21 protein-coding genes are annotated in these 17,210 nt (G+C 49.6%); 14 read left to right on the top strand and 7 right to left on the bottom strand.

Features of this window, described 5'->3' with window-relative positions:
- Positions 1–324: 324 nt before the first annotated feature.
- The 3 genes from QDT79_RS24855 (at position 325) to QDT79_RS24845 (ending at position 1,812) form a co-directional block, all read left to right on the top strand.
- On the top strand, positions 325–969 hold the full coding sequence (locus tag QDT79_RS24855; protein ID WP_129935326.1) for an AAA family ATPase: 645 nt from the start codon (positions 325–327) through the stop codon (positions 967–969).
- A gap of 58 nt (positions 970–1,027) precedes the next feature.
- Positions 1,028–1,300 (top strand): ribbon-helix-helix domain-containing protein, encoded by a 273-nt coding sequence (locus QDT79_RS24850; protein ID WP_129935325.1) that lies wholly within the window; start codon positions 1,028–1,030, stop codon positions 1,298–1,300.
- Between the two features lie 83 nt (positions 1,301–1,383).
- Positions 1,384–1,812 (top strand): plasmid protein, encoded by a 429-nt coding sequence (locus tag QDT79_RS24845; RefSeq protein WP_308317239.1) that lies wholly within the window; start codon positions 1,384–1,386, stop codon positions 1,810–1,812.
- A 114-nt stretch (positions 1,813–1,926) separates the two neighbouring features.
- On the opposite strand, the gene QDT79_RS24840 is transcribed toward QDT79_RS24845, so the two are convergent.
- From QDT79_RS24840 to QDT79_RS24825, 4 genes are all read right to left on the bottom strand, one after another.
- Positions 1,927–2,175 carry a helix-turn-helix transcriptional regulator gene (locus QDT79_RS24840; RefSeq protein ID WP_129935323.1) on the bottom strand — a complete coding sequence of 83 codons (249 nt, stop codon included), beginning with the start codon at positions 2,173–2,175 and terminating at the stop codon, positions 1,927–1,929.
- A 169-nt stretch (positions 2,176–2,344) separates the two neighbouring features.
- Entirely contained in the window at positions 2,345–3,130 is a 786-nt protein-coding gene (locus QDT79_RS24835) for a site-specific integrase (RefSeq protein WP_308317238.1), read from the bottom strand.
- Positions 3,127–3,807 carry a hypothetical protein gene (locus QDT79_RS24830; RefSeq protein ID WP_308317237.1) on the bottom strand — a complete coding sequence of 227 codons (681 nt, stop codon included), beginning with the start codon at positions 3,805–3,807 and terminating at the stop codon, positions 3,127–3,129. Before QDT79_RS24830 ends, QDT79_RS24835 begins: the two co-directional genes overlap by 4 nt.
- 42 nt (positions 3,808–3,849) lie before the next feature.
- Positions 3,850–4,179, bottom strand: coding sequence for a hypothetical protein (locus QDT79_RS24825; RefSeq protein ID WP_308317236.1), 330 nt, complete (start codon positions 4,177–4,179; stop codon positions 3,850–3,852).
- A gap of 553 nt (positions 4,180–4,732) precedes the next feature.
- On the opposite strand from QDT79_RS24825, the gene QDT79_RS24820 reads away from it, so the two are divergent.
- Both QDT79_RS24820 and QDT79_RS24815 read left to right on the top strand, forming a co-directional pair.
- On the top strand, positions 4,733–5,365 hold the full coding sequence (locus tag QDT79_RS24820; protein WP_262245333.1) for a hypothetical protein: 633 nt from the start codon (positions 4,733–4,735) through the stop codon (positions 5,363–5,365).
- A complete protein-coding gene (locus QDT79_RS24815) occupies positions 5,358–6,197 on the top strand; it encodes a hypothetical protein (protein WP_262245332.1) in 840 nt (279 codons plus the stop codon). Before QDT79_RS24820 ends, QDT79_RS24815 begins: the two co-directional genes overlap by 8 nt.
- A gap of 74 nt (positions 6,198–6,271) precedes the next feature.
- On the opposite strand, the gene QDT79_RS24810 is transcribed toward QDT79_RS24815, so the two are convergent.
- Positions 6,272–7,114 (bottom strand): GIY-YIG nuclease family protein, encoded by an 843-nt coding sequence (locus QDT79_RS24810; RefSeq protein ID WP_308317235.1) that lies wholly within the window; start codon positions 7,112–7,114, stop codon positions 6,272–6,274.
- Between the two features lie 116 nt (positions 7,115–7,230).
- Positions 7,231–8,364, bottom strand: coding sequence for a DUF3800 domain-containing protein (locus QDT79_RS24805; protein WP_308317234.1), 1,134 nt, complete (start codon positions 8,362–8,364; stop codon positions 7,231–7,233).
- Positions 8,365–8,652: 288 nt separating this feature from the next.
- Here QDT79_RS24805 and QDT79_RS24800 point away from each other — a divergent pair, with 288 nt between their 5' ends.
- From QDT79_RS24800 to QDT79_RS24780, 5 genes are all read left to right on the top strand, one after another.
- On the top strand, positions 8,653–8,904 hold the full coding sequence (locus tag QDT79_RS24800; protein ID WP_308317233.1) for a hypothetical protein: 252 nt from the start codon (positions 8,653–8,655) through the stop codon (positions 8,902–8,904).
- Entirely contained in the window at positions 8,901–9,488 is a 588-nt protein-coding gene (locus QDT79_RS24795; RefSeq protein ID WP_308317232.1) for a hypothetical protein, read from the top strand. The genes QDT79_RS24800 and QDT79_RS24795 overlap by 4 nt, the downstream gene beginning before the upstream one ends.
- 108 nt (positions 9,489–9,596) lie before the next feature.
- Entirely contained in the window at positions 9,597–10,058 is a 462-nt protein-coding gene (locus tag QDT79_RS24790; RefSeq protein WP_241391443.1) for an STM2901 family protein, read from the top strand.
- Positions 10,058–10,384, top strand: coding sequence for a DUF1493 family protein (locus QDT79_RS24785; protein WP_308317231.1), 327 nt, complete (start codon positions 10,058–10,060; stop codon positions 10,382–10,384). Before QDT79_RS24790 ends, QDT79_RS24785 begins: the two co-directional genes overlap by 1 nt.
- Positions 10,385–10,405: 21 nt before the next feature.
- Complete coding sequence (locus QDT79_RS24780; RefSeq protein WP_308317230.1) at positions 10,406–10,648, top strand: antirestriction protein ArdR; 243 nt, start codon at positions 10,406–10,408, stop codon at positions 10,646–10,648.
- Positions 10,649–10,903: 255 nt separating this feature from the next.
- Here QDT79_RS24780 and QDT79_RS24775 read toward each other — a convergent pair whose 3' ends face one another.
- Positions 10,904–11,896, bottom strand: coding sequence for a type II toxin-antitoxin system PemK/MazF family toxin (locus QDT79_RS24775; protein WP_308317229.1), 993 nt, complete (start codon positions 11,894–11,896; stop codon positions 10,904–10,906).
- Between the two features lie 221 nt (positions 11,897–12,117).
- Here QDT79_RS24775 and QDT79_RS24770 point away from each other — a divergent pair, with 221 nt between their 5' ends.
- The 4 genes from QDT79_RS24770 (at position 12,118) to QDT79_RS24755 (ending at position 16,875) form a co-directional block, all read left to right on the top strand.
- Positions 12,118–12,804 (top strand): SOS response-associated peptidase family protein, encoded by a 687-nt coding sequence (locus QDT79_RS24770; protein WP_308317228.1) that lies wholly within the window; start codon positions 12,118–12,120, stop codon positions 12,802–12,804.
- A 196-nt stretch (positions 12,805–13,000) separates the two neighbouring features.
- Positions 13,001–13,417 carry a translesion error-prone DNA polymerase V autoproteolytic subunit gene (gene umuD / locus QDT79_RS24765; protein ID WP_308317266.1) on the top strand — a complete coding sequence of 139 codons (417 nt, stop codon included), beginning with the start codon at positions 13,001–13,003 and terminating at the stop codon, positions 13,415–13,417.
- A gap of 2 nt (positions 13,418–13,419) precedes the next feature.
- Positions 13,420–14,679 carry a translesion error-prone DNA polymerase V subunit UmuC gene (umuC, locus tag QDT79_RS24760; RefSeq protein ID WP_308317227.1) on the top strand — a complete coding sequence of 420 codons (1,260 nt, stop codon included), beginning with the start codon at positions 13,420–13,422 and terminating at the stop codon, positions 14,677–14,679.
- 222 nt (positions 14,680–14,901) lie between these two features.
- On the top strand, positions 14,902–16,875 hold the full coding sequence (locus QDT79_RS24755) for an acyltransferase family protein (protein WP_308317226.1): 1,974 nt from the start codon (positions 14,902–14,904) through the stop codon (positions 16,873–16,875).
- The last annotated feature ends 335 nt before the right edge of the window (positions 16,876–17,210 follow it).

Raw genomic sequence — 17,210 nt, 5'->3', positions numbered from 1 at the left:
CCATGGCGCAAAAAACAAGGCTCGCCTGTCAGGGATGTGGCAGGTACGACGGCAGAAGCCGCATGCGCAAACGAGTGGAACAACGTGAAAGGAGTGCGAACGGGTGATGCCGGCGGCGCCAGCGAATACTTGCCACAGACCAGTGCGAGGCTAGATTAAGCGCGGCGAAACATGAGATCTCGCGCACCATCACACAACAATTAAAGTAATATCATTTTAATATCATAATAATCCAATAAAACAGGCTTGACACACAAACCCAAAAGACTATTATTTAAACCTCATTTCACTATCAAAGTAATATTAAAAAAAGGTAGAAACGATATGATTATAACAGTAGGAAACACCAAGGGCGGGGTAGGCAAAACCACTTTGGCAGTAAACATCGCTGCAGCACGAGCACAACAGGGTCGAGATGTATTATTGATAGATGGGGATCGACAAGGCACGGCTCAAATCGCTGTTGGCATAAGGGCAAATGATGATTCGCTGCCAGGTATCGCCTGTGTGTCTTATCCCGAAGGACCGATCCTTCGTGCTCAAGTGCTCCAGCAAAAGATGAAATATGATGACATCATCATTGATGCAGGTGGCAGGGACTCCACAGCGTTACGTGCTGCTTTAGTGCTATCCGATGCACTGTTGGTTCCATACCGTCCTGGAAGCTTCGACGTTTGGGCTCTTGAAGACATATCTGCACTGATCAAAGAAGCGCGGAGTGTGAGAGATGGGTTGAACGTTTTCGCTATTATCAACGCTGCCGACTCCAATCCACACTCGATTGATAATCGAGAGGCAGCAGAAGTGATTGCAGACTTCCCAGAACTGACACTAATCCCCAAACATATTGTGGCGCGTAAAGCGTGGTCGAATGGGGCAGCATCAGGGAAATGTACGCTTGAAATGAAACCAAGGGATCCCAAAGCTGACGCTGACCTGGAAAGATTAATATCAATCTTATTTTCATAGTCATTTAACACCATTTGAATATTAAAGTAATATTAAAAAACGATTAAAGAGGTAATAAATGGCTATTGTAAGACCAACGAAAAAAAACACTACCCCTGCTGAAGACAGCGCGGCAGAAGCCTTTATAAATTCGGCTCCAGATGGCGCGGCAACGCGAAGAAAGGGCGTAGTAAAAGGCAAACGTCAACAGATCACGTTAACGATAGATCCTGAGATTTTGGACCGGCTCGATGTGAAAGCCGCTGAAGATGGCGTGTCTCGGGCTGCACTCATCAACATCGCAATTCGCCAGCTATTGAACCGAGGAGCCACGGTTGGAGGCGGGAGTTAATTAACAATTACTTTAATATTAAAACAATATTTAAGTAGGATTATTTGAATTGCATTTTGGATGGTAATTGAGAGGAATAACCAATGACACACGAAGTTATAGAAAAAATCATTGCCCTGGCCGATTACCAAAACATGATTAGCCCAGGGAGCCACCCAGCAAAGGGGCAATTCGTTGTCACCAGCACAACTTGTGGCGATAACGCAATGCGTCTGGGTTATTGCGTTCAAGTTCGAAAAGGCCGCGGTCAATTCGGCTCTGACATGGTTTTTCTACGCCATCCGGACGGGACAATAAACACGCATGAGAATCAGTTCTATCTCAGCATGACAGACGTACAAATTCAGCTTGCTCGATCGATATTCAGTATCATGCCAGAAAACGAAGATGACTCGCGAGGCTATTGTTGCTGCGGTAAGATCCGCGAAGTCGGGTTCATTGTCGAAAACTCAGGTTCAGTACCAACACCTGATCACCCGTTTGTGATAACGGTCTCTAGTGAAAAAGCTTAACAGAATAGTTAAGCATATCAATACACTCACTGCCAATCAAAACAGGATTATCACAACATCAAAAAAGTATCTTTTAGATATTATTTTAATATTAAAATGATATCTAAAAACGATTCAATTTTGAACGTGAAGCAATAAAACTTTCTCCGCAAAACCCTCGTCCAGCACATAGAAATAACACTCCGGGACGTTAAGTACACGTGCCAGTGCGCACATAGTCGTAAAGGACGGGGTGTAGGTACCACTCTCGTATTGGGAGATCCGCGAACGGGCGGTGGCTTCATCAATACCCGCCAGTACGCCCAGTTTCTCTTGTGTAAGCCCAGCCCGGAGGCGGGCGCTTTTCAGTCGTTGGGGAACCATGGTCTGCCGTCATAGAAAGGATTGACGACATGTTTAGCATCACTTAACATCAGACTTGTTTAGAGTTACTAAACATCAGAAACACCAACCATGCAGTACGCCAGGAAACACCAGGGGAAAAAGGCCGGTCACTTGACCGGCCTGCCTGTTTTTATCTCTAGGCCACTCGCTACCGACCTTTGAGCATCGCCACTGCGTCCGCTTCTGGCATCGAAAATTGCACCCGATGCCGTGCCGCCACATCCAGCGCAAACACCTTCGTATACACCTCCGTCGAGCTGACCGACTTGTGACCCATTAGCGCCTGCAGTACCTTGAGCGGAATGCCGGCATAGAGCATATGCATCGCGTAGCTGTGGCGGAAGGTGTGCGGGGTGATAGGTACCGAGAACGTCACACCGTCGCGCGCTGCAGCCTCCACGGCCTCCGCCAGCCAACTGCGTACCGTCCGATCGGTGATCGTCCACAGTCGCGCCTTCTCCATGCGACCCGTTTTGGGATTCCGACGTTCCAGCGGAATTTTCAGCGTGGCCACCATTGTCTGCAGCTGCGCGACGTACTGCGGATCGGACAGCGGTACCAGGCGGTGTGCTGAGCTGCCCCTCGGAAGTCGGCCAGCAGTTCGGGCGGCTTTTTCCGTGCGTTGCTTGAGCGTGGCCAATTGCGCGAACGGGTAGGGGAGCACCAGTGAGAAGTTCTCGCGCGTCAGTGCCAGCGCCTCGTTGATACGCGCACCGGTATTCCACAGGGTGGCTATCAGCATTTTTCGGTACAAATCCGGCACATAGTGGAGCAGGGCGCTGATCTCCGGCGCCAGCAGGTATTTGGGAAGGTCGTCATGGACAAGGGTCATCTGTCGCAACGCCAGCGCGGCCGGATAATCGATAGCCACGGGCAACGGTGCCGGATTTGCTGAATACGAGCCAGGCAGGGCAGGGAGGGGCGAGATATTCATGGCTTTTCCTCGACCGGTAACGCCGCCAGCGACTGGGCCATCAGAACAGCCTGAACGCGGCGCCGTTTTCTTTCCTGCCGCCATTCTTTCCAGAGGACGTTCTGGGCCGACCAGGGGGTCGCATCAAGACGAGTATGCGGGAGACCCGCTAACTGCCTCAGTCGCCGGGCCTGGATGATGGCCTTGAGTCCGAGACGGGTGTACTGGTACTGCCGCGCCTCAAAAAATTCATCAAAGTCGGGGGGAATATGCTCTGCAGAATGAATAGTCCGATCAGCCTCCCCCTGAATCACCGGCAACTCCCTAATACGGTACATTAGCTTTGCGGGTAACACCCGCCAGTCCCCGGCAACAGCTGAATAGTCGAGGACAGGAACAGATATTGTCGGAACCGTGATAGCTTTGGAGTTCACGTCACCGTGATCGGTAGCAACTCCAGCACAGCCCTCTACAAATTGCTCAATCAGGAAGACCAGCTCAGTGGCGATAAAAAGACGCTCACTGGCCTGCTTCGCCGCCACTGCTCTTTCCTCCCGCCGGCGGGTAAAGTAGTGGGCCAGGTACACACCGCCCAATGCCGCGCCGGCGGACGAAACCGCCGTGATGATCTGCGGCCACAGGCCGGCGCTGTCTTTGACGATCTTCACGCCCTCAGTGGCAATAAACCAGTCACCCATGAGTGTTCCTTATTGAGTACAAAATCCCACCCACCATTATGATCACTTCTCTGCGGAGAGGAAAAAGGGCCGCGAAAACATGGACCCCGTTTGTCCGATAAGGAGCCGGGCTAACACCAGATGTAAATCCACCTTCACAGCACCTTCCGGCAGCCCCCTAAAATCTCTGGCGTGCCAGAAGTCAATTCGCCAGCCATCTTCTGGTTGTTCATGGATGTTTAAGCGGCGGGCCAGTTCCTTCCCGTTCAGATCAACGATGAAATGAATATCAGGGGAGATCCCGTCCGGATTGGCAATACCAGGTTCGCAGAGATACCACACGAATCTGTAGCCACTATCCTTCAGCTCACAAAAAAGTTCCTGCTCGTCCACTTATTCCCTCTTCAGTCCTTTCCACAAAATTATCACGCCACGCAATCACTCCAACCCTCACGCCGGTGACGATGATCGCCCTCGCAGTTACCAACCGAAAACATCACCCAGATGATAATAAGCAGGCACATAGACACCCTATTAAATTACCGGACAGGCGTTTCCGGGTGATCCGATTTTTCTTCTATTTCAAACTTTCCGGAAAGTGTACCACGGTCGGGGAAGGAGCAAAGTGCCCTTTTTTGCCCCTGCGCGGCGGATCACGGGAGAAGGCGTAAACACAACATCTGGTAGCTTAAGCAGCTGAATGAGCCACCACATGTTGTGGCAGACCGTGCGGCGGGGAAGGGGGATGATCGGCAGATCCGGGACTTGGGGTTTTCGGATCTGTTCTTGAACAGAGGGACGCAGAAGACAAAAAATACTGATGACACCTTGATTAGAAACCCGGTTATGATACCGTTGCAACCACAAACTAATAAACTTAGAAAGTTAGAAAACAACAAGCCAATAAGTTTATCATTTTAATTTTTTACTAAGGTCGAACACCAATATGCCTACGAAACACATAGATGATAGCACTGCAGCTGAGCTTGATGAACTTTACGTCCGTTGCGTCACCTTGACGCAGCAGCCGGTTAAGGAGGTCGAAGTACTGCGTCTGGCCATATACAAAGGTATCCGCAACATTACCGACGACGATATTTTGTCTGCCATGTCGGTTAAAGACACCGTCTGGCAGGGTCTTGCCGATACCGTCTGGAGTGAAATTACGGCTCACTGGCCTGCTGAGGGGATAGACGATCAAAGCTTTTCCCAGGTAGCGGCCGAACACTCCTCAACCTGGCGTGCGCATCCGGCAGAGAAATGCCAGAACAATATTCGCAAGGCGCTCGATAACGGACGTCTTCAGGAACGAACGCTGGATGAGCGGCTCTTTGAATATGTCGATATGCAATCTGAGGAGATTTATGTCAGGTACGACAAAGACCAGATCGCACAAAGAACCGCGGATTTAGAAAGCGCTGTGATGCTCCTGAAAGGAAAAAAACTTTCCGAGGTTAAAGAAGAAAACCAGCGTAACTTCCTGATGCTCCAGACGCTCAATAAGCAGGGCGTCAGCCTGCAACCGGACGGGGCAGGGGATTTTACAATCTGCCTGACGGAGGCTCCTGCTGATGAGTGAGCCGGCCCCCCCCGTCCCTGAGCAAGCGACGCCGATCCGCCCGCCTCCGCCATGGTGGCAGCAGATCGGCGAAGTGGCCTTGACGGCCGTGATCAGCGCGGCGCTGACCTGTTTAGTGCTTTTGGTAGTGGCGCTGCTGTTTGGCTTGAAAGAGAGCGGCAGCGCCGCCGACTGGCTGGCCGTGGTGACCAACGGGATCGTGGCCGTCGGCGCGGTCGGGGCATTCGTCGTGGCGCGCCGTTGGTTGCCGCAGCTGACCACCCAGGAAGGCTATAAGGAGGCGATCCAGCTGGTCAACAAGCACTACATCTGGCTGGGCCATCAAAACTCGTTGCTGAAAGATGCCGGGTGGGCGATGACCCGCTTTAACGCACTTCAGGCCGACTTCACTGCCTACGGTTACGATGCATATCGGGAGGCAATTGCTCCACTGGCTACCTCCGTCAACAATGAGAAAAAACGTAAGGACGAGGTGGAGCGTATAGCGTTCCGCCTGAACACCTACGGCCTGCAATTTTCTGGCCGGTACAAAACCCGCCTGGTGCAACTGGAAGGGGCTTTCCAGAACGCCGTTTACGCGGCGGCAACCTTGCAGTCTTATCTGCAGACGGATCTGAACATTCAGCATCGGTATAACAACCTTCACCCCACAAACCTTCATATGGTCGGGACAATTTCCGATTTGCATGACGAAAGGGCCGCCCTGAAAACGGATGTCATCCAGGCGTACGAGGCGCTGGAAACGCACTGTAACCAGATGGCCACTGCCCACGCGCGCATCTTCAACCACGCACCGGCCATCGGCGACCTGTTTGTGGTACGCCGGCGGTAGGACAAATGAAAAGGCGCTGACGCTCGAGCGGCCAGGCGGCGGGATGACTGGTGCCTGGCCGCAGCATCGGGCGGTCAGTTCCGGTTATGACCAAAGCGGCGCGTCAGCAACACTCGTTTCCAGTGTGCCTCACGCCGGTCAATCTCCCCTTCTTCGCAGTTCAACCCCATGACCTCAAGCACGGAAAATTTGACCTGATCTGATCGCGGGCCCACGAGATCGCCGAATGCCTCCTTCAAGCCGGCATTGCCGCCATGCCCGGTTCGCAGGTAGCTCATCCAGCGTCCCCACACCCCCTCCGCGCCATCCGCCTTACCCACATACAGCTTCCCGCCCTCCTCATCGGTCAGCAGGTATATCCCTTTGACGTCAGAAAGCGCGCGGATCCACGACCGGTTATCTTCCCGGAGGATCAACCCGAGGGTCCGCATGTCAATGCACACCTCCCGGTAGCCCGGAAAGCGGCCCAGGGCGCGGCGGGCTGGTGAGATGTCGGTGATCGCCAGATACGGGGCCACAGCCTCCGCCAGCCGGACAAACGCCCGGGCATTGGCCGCCGGCGCCCGTGACACATGAAGCCGGCCGGCATACTCGCTGAGGGCAGTGACAGGTGCCAGCGCATAGCGGTAATAGGCCTCATCACGCCCACTGACAGACTCCATCACACGCGGCAACTCACCGGTCTTATAGGTTCCGGCGTACATCCAGCGCAGCTTGTTCTCCGTCTGGATCAACGAAACCACATACGGGCGCCTGAATACCTTTTTCTTTTGCCAGCACTGCCATTCATCGAAAGTGCCGTGTTCAAACTCGGTCAGCGGATCTTCGTCGTAGTCGTTTATCGACGCGAAATGGACGTGACAACGGTCGGGGCTTAAATCGGGCAGAACCAGCGTCAAATAACTGAATAAATCCATATTATTCATAATCTTAATGGAAGCTAGGGAGGCAGGCAAGCGCCACCGGGCGTTTTCCCTGTATGACGGCGGCCGCCCGATCCTGCACCATACGGGCGGCCAAGGGAGATGGACAGTCAGGGCTGGGAGGGGGCAGGCACGCGATGTTTCAGGCGCCGCGCCTCTTCCTGATCCCGGTATTCGCTCGCCTTTTGTATTATTTCCGCCGTCGGCTCCGGCAGTTTTTCAAAAAATTCCTTAAACCGGATACCGATCGATTTCAGCGAAACACTGGTCGTTCGTGCCGTTTTGAGGTTGGTGTAAACCAGGCGGGTAAGCGGTTTGGTCAGCTCTTTCTCTTCCAGAAAGCGCTTGAAGGTCCACAGATAGATATCAACCAGCTCCAGCCCGGCACTCTGGGTTCCAGACTGGAAAACCAGCGGCTTCTCCGGCATGTTCTTCATGTTCATCACCGGCAGGCCGGGTCCCAGCTCCCACGGCTGTTCGCGGATCTGACGATAAAAGACGCTCAACTCCCGCTGGGTGGTGTTGAACTGCGACTGTTGATCCACAATGATATTGGCCTTGCGGTTGGGCGCCCCCAGGCGGGAACAAATTCCGTGCAGGACGGACTGGAATCCAATCATGTTGGGCATGATCTGCAGCTTTTGCTTACCGGTTTTGCAGTTGTAGCTCAGCTCGTCAAAGTTGACCATTGCCCAGTACAGGGCATCGGTAATGATTTCAACTGATCGGGCGTCACCCAAAGCATCGACTCGCTGAAGCAACACACTACAGACCTCGCTGAAAAGCGCGGATGAACGTTCATTATGGGGCTCAAGGCGGGCGCGCCACGCTTTTTCTGCAAGCTCGTCATCAAAAAGATTTGCCAGATTCAGCAGCAACGGGTAGCGCAGCGGGGTCCAGTAGGCCGTCCAGGGCACCACCGGGTTCATTCCCTGATCAAACACCTGATCAAAGAATGAAATGATGGCGTGATCGCGTTTAACCACCTGCCAAACATCAAACCGCATCCGGTGCTTCTTCTGCAGAATAAGCAGCGTATCGACCACCTCACCAAGACGGTGTATGCCCAGTTCTGCGGCATGCAAGCGCTGTACCTTCAGTTTCTTACGCAAAGCAGCAAGCCCTGCTTCGGCAACCTTGTCCAGGTCGTCCGGCGAAGAAAGCACGCCGTAAGAAAGCACCGGCTGAGTAGGGTCAAAAAGGTTCGGGCCGGTATGTCCGGTTTCATCTACATAAAAGTGCATTCAAGATCCCTTTATCTGTCAGTCTGAAGCGAAACAGTATTATTCACGTGAATGTAAAACCATCCAGTCATTGGGTGCAAGGGATCCGCTTATGCCAGAAACCGGATCTGCTCGGAGGAAAACAGGCAATGGATATGATTATATCAAATCGTAAATAAATTCATATTCAATATGATATTTATCATTATAAATAACATCATACCTGATATGATGTTTACCAGACTATACGTAAACCATTCTCAGTATGATTTATCACTTAACCGGACATTATCAGACGGAGCGTGCAGGATGGGTCAGGCACTGAACTTTTCTCTCAGCTACGAACAACTGCTGAAGATCACCGAAGACGAAATTAAAAAATGTGAACTCGACGGCAGCAGTGAGTGGAATGCTCATCAGTGGATGAAAGCCGACGGCATTGTGCAGATGTGGCACATCCTTGCACTCCAGGGGTTGCCGAAAGACGCCGGATTTGACCGCGTGAAGGCTGACCTCGCGCAGCTGAAATCGCTCATCCGTCAACGTCGGGGCAGAGCATGACAGCGGTAACCGCCCGCCGTCCGTCGCCGCTGCAGCGGCGGGTGCTGATTGTGCTGGCCGCCCTCGATGCAAAGCGGCCGGGGCCGGTGGCGACGAAAGATATTGAGCGGCTGCTGGCGCAGGGCGGGGAGGCCCCGGTGTACGGCAACAACCTGCGCGGCTCCTGCCGCCGGCTGGAAGCTGTGGGTTGGCTGCGCACCCTGCGTAACCGGCAGACACTGCAGCTGGCGGTGGAACTGACGGACGCGGGCAGGGCGGTGGCCACGCCCCTGCTGGCCGAGGAACAGGCTGCTGCGCACGAACAGCAGCGCCGGAACGACGTGCGCGTGCTGCCGGTGCGCCCGGCAGACACCCTGGCCGACCAGGAACTGGTGATCGCCGGCATCGCCTATACCGCCTGCCGCGTGGCGTTTGTGGTGCGGATCGACGGTACCACCTGCCTGCAGCTGTGGTGCGCGGACGGCACGATCGCGCGGCTGGAGGGAGACGCCCTGCAGGTCGCCGGATGGTATCAGGCGGCGTATGACGCCGGGCTCCCGGTGCAGATCCAGGTGAACGAGGGGAGTGCACGGGAAAAGGAATAATAACGAGTCAACCCGCGCAGGCTTGGAACCGTCAATCATCGGCGCTATGCTGGAGATTGATGCGAAAATGTGCAGGAATATCATTTCCCCAACGGTAATGGATGACCTATGGACACGGTAGAAGAATTAAACGGCACGTATTTCTATAAAGGGTACTCCCAGTTAACGCCCCAGCAGCTGTGGTGGCTGATCACCGTTGATGCGCTCCGGGAGCACCTGGGGATCAGCGTTGCCGATGCTGTCCTAATCGCATCGGGACAACCCTGGCTTCCCACGCGACAAAAACCAGGAACGGCCACACCCGGCACATCAATCGCCTCGAGATTGTCGCGGAAGTACCTGGATAAGCCTTTGCCTAAAGGCATTCGACTTCCCACACTCGTCGGCGAAACGCCACAACGTTTGCATATCAGCTACGTAAATAACTGGGGCAAATTTGTCGGCCGTAATGTCCCCTGGGTGGGTTATGCACTGTCGGCCTGGACAATTTACGCGATCGGTCGCGATGTGAAAGATCGTTTCAACCTCATTGCTCGCCCGGCAGACAGAATTCTGTGGACCTACTTTTGATGATGAAGACACCCGCGCAAATCGAACAAGAAATCATTGAATTTTATTACGAAAACTTCAGTCCCCGGAAATATGCCTTTTGGGGCCCGAAAGTGCCCGTCAACCTGGATACCCGCTTGCGGGAAGACCTAAAGATTGGCTGGGATGATGGTGGCGACGCGATAAACACCTATTTGAAAACATGGGATGTTGACCCTGGCAACATGGAGTTTACTCACTACTTTGCACCTGAATTTTTTGGTTCAAAGGTACCCGAACAGCCACTCAGACCGCTCACCATCAGGATGCTGGTTGAATCGGCCAAGGCTGGACGCTGGTTGTATTAACATGAAGCGAGAGGTACCAACATGGATCTGGTGAAAATCGCGCGCCACTGGCGCCAAGAAAACCCATCGCTGAATCGGACAGGCGGTGTGGTGTTAATTTGGGATGGCGAGCCGTATGGCTGGAAAAATACGTTAAGAGATGCCAAAGCTGAGCGACCGGGTGCCATTGCTGTCGATGAAGATGGGGGCGTTTTCATAGCTGAAGGGGGTGATGATGACGCGGGGGCAAAATGCTGGGTTGTTCTCAACCAAAAATCAACGTAAAACCTAAGCCATTGATTTATTTAACATAATGTTCGTTACCTGTACTTTTTTAACATTTTCAATAAGTTATAAACAATACTAAACTGCCTTTATTAACGTCAGAGGATGGAAGAAGGATATCTGCTAGTACAGATACAAAAAAACCACCGATTAGGTGGTTTTTTTGTACTACAAAATTTTGTGTTCGTCGGCTTGCGTCTTTCAGCGTCGCAGGGAGAGTGCCGTCTCTTTATCCCTACCGATGCAGTAAGTACATCATTTATCTGACAGCGAGTCAAGCCCCATGTACTCTAAAACTTCTTGTTCAATATCGTCTCTTGTTGGATATCCGGATGTCGCTTGGTACAAATCAGATAAAATCGTGTATTTCTCCCTTAACTCAGTGAGTTCTTTCCGTAACGTTTCAACCTCAGGCCGTAACACCTCCAACTCGGCTGTCTGCGTCTGACCGTTTTGAATTGACCTATCAAGTTTATCTTGCAAAGGGTGCATCCCTACCGCAACAAGCAACCCCTGGTCAATCGCCTTCATATCGTTACGAGATAACCTTCGACCAAACGACTCATCCCGCCGATAGGCTCGATCCTTGCCCCTATGGTCTCGAGACTCAGGAGGAAGGATACGGGTAGGGGAAACTGTCTGGATCATTTCACACACGGCAAAACTACGCTTACCCGTATCTAACTCCTTTATATCCCTGATGGAGTCTACTTCAAGTTCAAAAATCGCACGATTATACTCATGGGCTACCGGTTCCTTCGATGTTATCGGAACCACTGTAACGCCTCGACTGTCGACTTTAACGACAACCGCCGGCCTTCTCTTATGCATTTCCCCATCTTGGTGATTGCATGGGTACATTGCACTCTTAGTTAAACCAGTTTGAAAATTTAAAGTTTGATAAATGTGTCCAAACTCAACGATAACGATAGCTCCTTTTTTAACGAACCCAGCCGCATTTCCTATACGTCTTTTGGCCAAAATTTCCGACAGATAGATGTCTTTGCTGACATCTTTCTCCGTTAACCAAATTCCCCAATGGTCGGGTGCAATCCCCAGAAAGAACCTAACTCGCCAACGTTTACATGCTTCCCCCGAAAATGCTTTCGTAATAAATATCGGGGTGTTCTTATCATTTAAGGGTACGAGAATCTCTTCTATGTTATCGATGCGTTCCGTACCCAATATACGTTCATTGGTTTGATCGTTGGAGTCATATGTTGAGTAACTAATGGAAACAGTGGCCATTCCTATTCCTTTGTCCGCCAATGACAAATAAAAAAATAACACTTATATATCAAAGCATTGAAATTCATTCAAAGCTTAAAAAAGATAATAATTTAACAAAAATTGAGCGTATTTCATTGGGGGCGTAACAAAGGCTCAATATAACCTCACAATAATGAATATCGGCCGAAACAGCCAATATTCTATACTCTACTATCCAATGCCAAAAGGATCACCTGCTTATGTGTGGCCGTTTTGCCCAGTTCCATAGCCAAGACGAATTTCTCATCGCCCTGCGTTCCGAAACGCCGGTGATCACCACCGGCGACTGGCGCACTCGGTATAACGTTGCCCCCGGCACGCCGGTACCGCTGTTCCATCATCATGATGATCAGCTGCAGCTGGCGCCGGTTGACTGGGGGTATGCGCCAGCATGGTGGCTCGCCCACGGAAAATCGCCCCTCATCAACGCCCGCGTCGAAACCGCTGCAAGCAGCCGGATGTTCGCACCGCTCTGGAAACATGGCCGTGCGCTGGTACCGGCATCAGGTTGGTACGAATGGAAAAAATCCTCGGACAATCCGCGACTGAAACAGCCGTATTTCATCTATCCCGCCGATCGCAGCCCGCTGTTCTTCGCCGCGTTGTGCGCCACAGATCCGGAAGAGGCTGGCAGCTTCGTCATTATCACGGCCGCCAGTCATGACGGTCTGGCAAATATTCATGATCGGCGCCCACTTGCGCTGCCGGCAGCCGCCGCCCGCGACTGGCTCGATAACCGGTTGACTCCGCCGCCGGGTGATATGTTGGCCGACACTTACAGCCTGCAGGCGGAGAGTTTTGCCTGGCAGCCAGTATCTTCAGACGTCGGTGCCGTTCGCAATGACAGTGCATCACTCATTGTGGGTATCGATACACCAAAAGTCTGACCCGCACGTTATCCACAGTTTTGGTGGATATCATGTGTGCAAGCTCACGTGAAGAACGACAAAAGCTGCAGGAAAAATCACTCAGAAAATTATTATATTACGCCGGATCACGCCACGACCCCGGGTTTCAGGCTTGCGTGTACGCGCGTTTCGTTTATGATTTACTGTATATATATACAGATAAATTATGCTTATTATGAACACTAGAGAATTGTGCTTTTTTTCACCAGGCCAGCCGGTAAAACTCCCACTCTACGGAACACCATGCCCGGCAGGCTTCCCCAGCCCTGCCGACGACTACATAGAACAATCAATTGATTTAAATGATTTTATTCGACACCCGGCCGCCACGTATTTCATCCGCGCAACGGGCGAGTCAATGAGCGATGGCGGCATACTGTCAGGGGATTTGCTGATCGTCGATCGGGCTGAAAAACCCGTGCATGGCAGCATCGTGATCGCCGCGGTCGACGGTGAGTTTACCGTCAAGCGGCTACTGCTTACGCCCAGGGTTTGTCTGGCGCCGATGAATCCCTCCTACAGCCCTATTTACCCCGAAGAACTGGAAATTTTCGGGGTAGTGATCCATGCCCTGCACTCGTTCGTGAGGTGACCATGTTTCTCTTGGCTGACGTCAATTCGATGTACTGCGCCTGCGAACAGGTTTTCCGTCCGGATCTCAAAGGGCGTCCAGTGGCCGTTCTTTCGAACAACGACGGCGCCCTGGTGGCAATCAACCGCGAGGGAAAAAAGCTAGGGTTGAAACGTGGGATGCCTTATTTCCAGGCAAAAGAAATCATCAAAAACAATAATATAGAAATATTCTCGAGCAACTACGCTTTGTACGGCGACATGTCGATGCGATTCATGACCATTTTAGAATCTCTCGCGCCCACAACAGCATATAGTGTCGACGAGGCCTTTTTACAGGTATCTGGCATCGATGCGGTCGAGTCGTTCGAACATTTTGGCCATCGTGTTCGCGATACTATTTTGCAGCAGACAGGACTCACCTGCGGGATCGGTATTGCTCAGACAAAGACCTTGGCTAAACTGGCTAATCACGCCGCAAAAACCTGGCCGGCTACCGGTGGCGTCGTTGATCTGACAAATCGGGAAAGGCAACGACGGCTGATGGCGTTACTGCCGGTGAGCGAAATTTGGGGGTGTGGGCGGCAGCTGACCAAAAAACTGGCCACGATGGGGATTGCGACGGCACTTCAGCTTGCCGACAGCAACCAGGCGTTGATACGCAGGACGTTTGGGGTTGTGCTCGAGCGCACCGTGCGTGAACTGAACGGTGTGTCGTGTATCTCGATCGATGCGCTGCCGGCAAAACAGCAGATCATCGTCAGCCGGTCGTTTGGCCAGCGCGTAACGCAGCTGCAGGACATGCACCAGGCGGTGTGCCAGTATGCAGAGCGGGCTGCCGAAAAACTTCGCCGAGAGAAGCAATATTGCCGACACATTTCAGTTTTTGTGCGAACCAGCCCCTTTGCGCCTCATGAACCGTATTACGCCAACAGCCACAGCGTCCAGCTCATGTTGGCCACGCAAGATACCCGCGACATCGTGGCCGCGGCTGTGAAAGCCCTCGATGCCATCTGGCGTGACGGTTTTCGCTATCAGAAAGCGGGCATTATGCTGAACGATTTCTGTGATAAGCCTGGCCAAATCGATTTGTTCGACGAACATCCGCCTCGTGCTGGCAGCGAACAATTGATGAAAGCTGTCGATGGCATAAACCACTCCGGGTTAGGCAAAGTTTGGTTTGCCGGCCAGGGGATCAATAAATCCTGGGCAATGCGCAGGGAACTGCTTTCTCCAAGCTACACAACAAGGCTTCGCGACATCCCTATAGCCAAGCTATCTTAAGTTCACCCGTTCAAATTAATTAAATTAAGTCAAATATTCGAAATTAAATATCACGTACTTTTCATCACTTATCATTTCATCTAATACTATAAAATCCATTTCAATCAAAAGATAACAACGAATCATCATCATGATAACATTGAAATTTTGTATTAATCCTATATAACTCTCATACTTTTAATTGTATAATGATTTTGAAGTCATAATAAACCAGAGGTTATAATGAAGTACCGCAGCGACATTGACGGCTTAAGAGCTATTGCCGTTACTTTAGTGATTTTATTTCATGCAGGATGCATCTTTATCAACTCTGGATTCATCGGCGTTGATGTTTTTTTTGTTATTTCAGGTTACTTAATAACAAAAATAATATTAGGCGGGATAAAAAACAAAGAATTTAGCTTGAAAAAATTCTTTATACGTAGAATTTGGAGACTTCAACCTTCTTTCCTATGCGTAATAATATTCACGTTAATCATTGGCAGTATTTTCTATTTACCAGAAGATTACAACACATATCTGCACAGTGTTAAGAACGCATTGTATTTCTCATCAAACAAATACTTTGCTGATGTTACCACAAGTTATGCATCACAAGATTCCAATTACTTGTTACTATTGCACACTTGGTCACTGTCAATTGAATGGCAGTGGTATATAACATTCCCAATAGCATTACATATAGCATTAAAATACTTTCCCGAAAAGAAAGTTATAATAGCAAATCACATAATCACTATTGCGTTATTAATCGCATCATTATACTTATCTTATCATTCTAACATTGACAGATATTATGATTTCATTTCACGTTGTTTTGAATTACAAATTGGCAGTTGCTTAGCATTTTACAAATTCAACGAAAAAAGCAATAAATTTACCAACCTGTTTGGCCTGATAGGTCTACTAAGCATCATATCCATAGGTTTTTATCCAGGAATTATAAATGGGTATCCTAACATTTACACAGTGGCAATAGCATTAGCTACTGGGATGATTATTTTTTCCGGTGAAAAAACAAATTCCATTTCATCTTTTATACTATCGTCAAACATCTTAGTAGGTATAGGTAAAAGGTCATACTCTTTATATCTATGGCATTGGCCAGGGATCGCCTTGCTACATTACCTTAATTTGTTCAATAATACGATGATGTTATTATTAACTTTGCTAGGATCATGCATATTTGCTTGTATATCCTACAAATACATCGAAATGCCGTTACGTAAAGTACAAAAAAGTCTTTCTTTTACTGTAACAATCTTAATCGTCATTCCTCTATTAATGTCTGTAATAATTTACTCGATAGCAAAAAAAACCGACAATTTTCCTTGGCGATTCGGAAGTGAGTTTTCAAGATCGTCAGCTCTTATAGATGAATATAAATCTCTCTCCGGTCATCGATCAGACTGCATAACAGATCAAGTTGATAATGAAAACAAAGATGTACTTTGTACTTTTGGTGAAAAATCATCAAAAAAGAAAGCATTATTCATAGGTGATTCTAATTCAAACCATTATTGGATGTTCTTGGATGTTTTAGCTAAAAATGCAAACCTTGCAATAACGTCACTAAGTACATCGTCTTGCTTAACATTACCTGGGATTTATCAATTTGATTGGTGGCATTTTTATAACACTGTATATCAAGCATGCTATGACAATACAAAGACATATTATAAAAAAATAGAAAAAAACAAATTTGACTATGTCATTATTGGTGAATTATGGCCAATGTATGTAAGCGATAAAATAATTAACCAACCTGGAGATAATCGCTCGTTAGAACTTTCCATAAAAAGATTAGACGAAGCTCTGAGAAAATCATTGGATATCATAGTTAAATCCGGTTCTGTGCCGGTAATAATGAAAGAGATCTACACTCGGCCAGAAGGATACGAAACATGTCTGAAAGAAAAGGTTGTTCTAAGGCAGGAATATACGCATGGAGAATGCAATAGCCAAGAATGGTCACAGTCCAACATGGGTTGGTTTGATAATAAATTTATTGAATTACAAAAAGACTACCCGTCTTTGATAGTTATCGATATCAAAGATGCCCAATGTACCGGGAATAAATGTAAAACTGAAATTGATGGAGTTTCTATTTTCCGTGATGTAGGTCATTTGAACGATTTTGCAGCGTATAAATTAGGAGAAATATATTTACGATCAAATGGAAACCCTTTCAAATAGTCTTCTGTAGATAAGAAAGGTGTAGCCACAATACCTATGTTGAGAGGATCAACAACGATCCTCTCAGTTCCCCCCCTCTTGCTAGACCTGGTCTTTTAACACCGCTGGACACACCCCAGAGGTGTGGATCGCAACGTGCCGTTGCGATGATGGCCTTACCGGCAAAAGAGCTACATTGGCCTTTCTAGCAACTATTTATGAAGTTCAAATTTTTCATGGGACCCGCCGGTTATCCGGTGGGGGCTACCGCAGTTTACATCATTAAACTTTAGGTGTTTCCCATAATAGAGTTATCCACATATCTACAGGATTGTTTTTTAAGTACTTTTTTTATG

The organism is Serratia marcescens, assembly GCF_029846115.1.
Taxonomy (GTDB): domain Bacteria; phylum Pseudomonadota; class Gammaproteobacteria; order Enterobacterales; family Enterobacteriaceae; genus Serratia; species Serratia marcescens_L.
This window is presented reverse-complemented; position numbering and strand designations above follow the sequence as displayed.

Excerpts from the sequence above, each read along its gene's own strand:
- QDT79_RS24785 (WP_308317231.1), top strand. The coding sequence starts at position 10,058 with ATGATGAAGACACCCGCGCAAATCGAACAAGAAATCATTGAATTTTAT.
- QDT79_RS24840 (WP_129935323.1), bottom strand. The coding sequence starts at position 2,175 with ATGGTTCCCCAACGACTGAAAAGCGCCCGCCTCCGGGCTGGGCTTACA.
- QDT79_RS24790 (WP_241391443.1), top strand. The coding sequence starts at position 9,597 with ATGGACACGGTAGAAGAATTAAACGGCACGTATTTCTATAAAGGGTAC.
- umuD (WP_308317266.1), top strand. The coding sequence starts at position 13,001 with ATGAACACTAGAGAATTGTGCTTTTTTTCACCAGGCCAGCCGGTAAAA.
- QDT79_RS24835 (WP_308317238.1), bottom strand. The coding sequence starts at position 3,130 with ATGAATATCTCGCCCCTCCCTGCCCTGCCTGGCTCGTATTCAGCAAAT.
- QDT79_RS24815 (WP_262245332.1), top strand. The coding sequence starts at position 5,358 with ATGAGTGAGCCGGCCCCCCCCGTCCCTGAGCAAGCGACGCCGATCCGC.
- QDT79_RS24810 (WP_308317235.1), bottom strand. The coding sequence starts at position 7,114 with ATGGATTTATTCAGTTATTTGACGCTGGTTCTGCCCGATTTAAGCCCC.
- QDT79_RS24775 (WP_308317229.1), bottom strand. The coding sequence starts at position 11,896 with ATGGCCACTGTTTCCATTAGTTACTCAACATATGACTCCAACGATCAA.
- QDT79_RS24845 (WP_308317239.1), top strand. The coding sequence starts at position 1,384 with ATGACACACGAAGTTATAGAAAAAATCATTGCCCTGGCCGATTACCAA.
- QDT79_RS24820 (WP_262245333.1), top strand. The coding sequence starts at position 4,733 with ATGCCTACGAAACACATAGATGATAGCACTGCAGCTGAGCTTGATGAA.
- QDT79_RS24855 (WP_129935326.1), top strand. The coding sequence starts at position 325 with ATGATTATAACAGTAGGAAACACCAAGGGCGGGGTAGGCAAAACCACT.
- QDT79_RS24795 (WP_308317232.1), top strand. The coding sequence starts at position 8,901 with ATGACAGCGGTAACCGCCCGCCGTCCGTCGCCGCTGCAGCGGCGGGTG.
- QDT79_RS24830 (WP_308317237.1), bottom strand. The coding sequence starts at position 3,807 with ATGGGTGACTGGTTTATTGCCACTGAGGGCGTGAAGATCGTCAAAGAC.
- QDT79_RS24780 (WP_308317230.1), top strand. The coding sequence starts at position 10,406 with ATGGATCTGGTGAAAATCGCGCGCCACTGGCGCCAAGAAAACCCATCG.
- QDT79_RS24850 (WP_129935325.1), top strand. The coding sequence starts at position 1,028 with ATGGCTATTGTAAGACCAACGAAAAAAAACACTACCCCTGCTGAAGAC.
- QDT79_RS24770 (WP_308317228.1), top strand. The coding sequence starts at position 12,118 with ATGTGTGGCCGTTTTGCCCAGTTCCATAGCCAAGACGAATTTCTCATC.
- QDT79_RS24805 (WP_308317234.1), bottom strand. The coding sequence starts at position 8,364 with ATGCACTTTTATGTAGATGAAACCGGACATACCGGCCCGAACCTTTTT.
- umuC (WP_308317227.1), top strand. The coding sequence starts at position 13,420 with ATGTTTCTCTTGGCTGACGTCAATTCGATGTACTGCGCCTGCGAACAG.
- QDT79_RS24800 (WP_308317233.1), top strand. The coding sequence starts at position 8,653 with ATGGGTCAGGCACTGAACTTTTCTCTCAGCTACGAACAACTGCTGAAG.
- QDT79_RS24755 (WP_308317226.1), top strand. The coding sequence starts at position 14,902 with ATGAAGTACCGCAGCGACATTGACGGCTTAAGAGCTATTGCCGTTACT.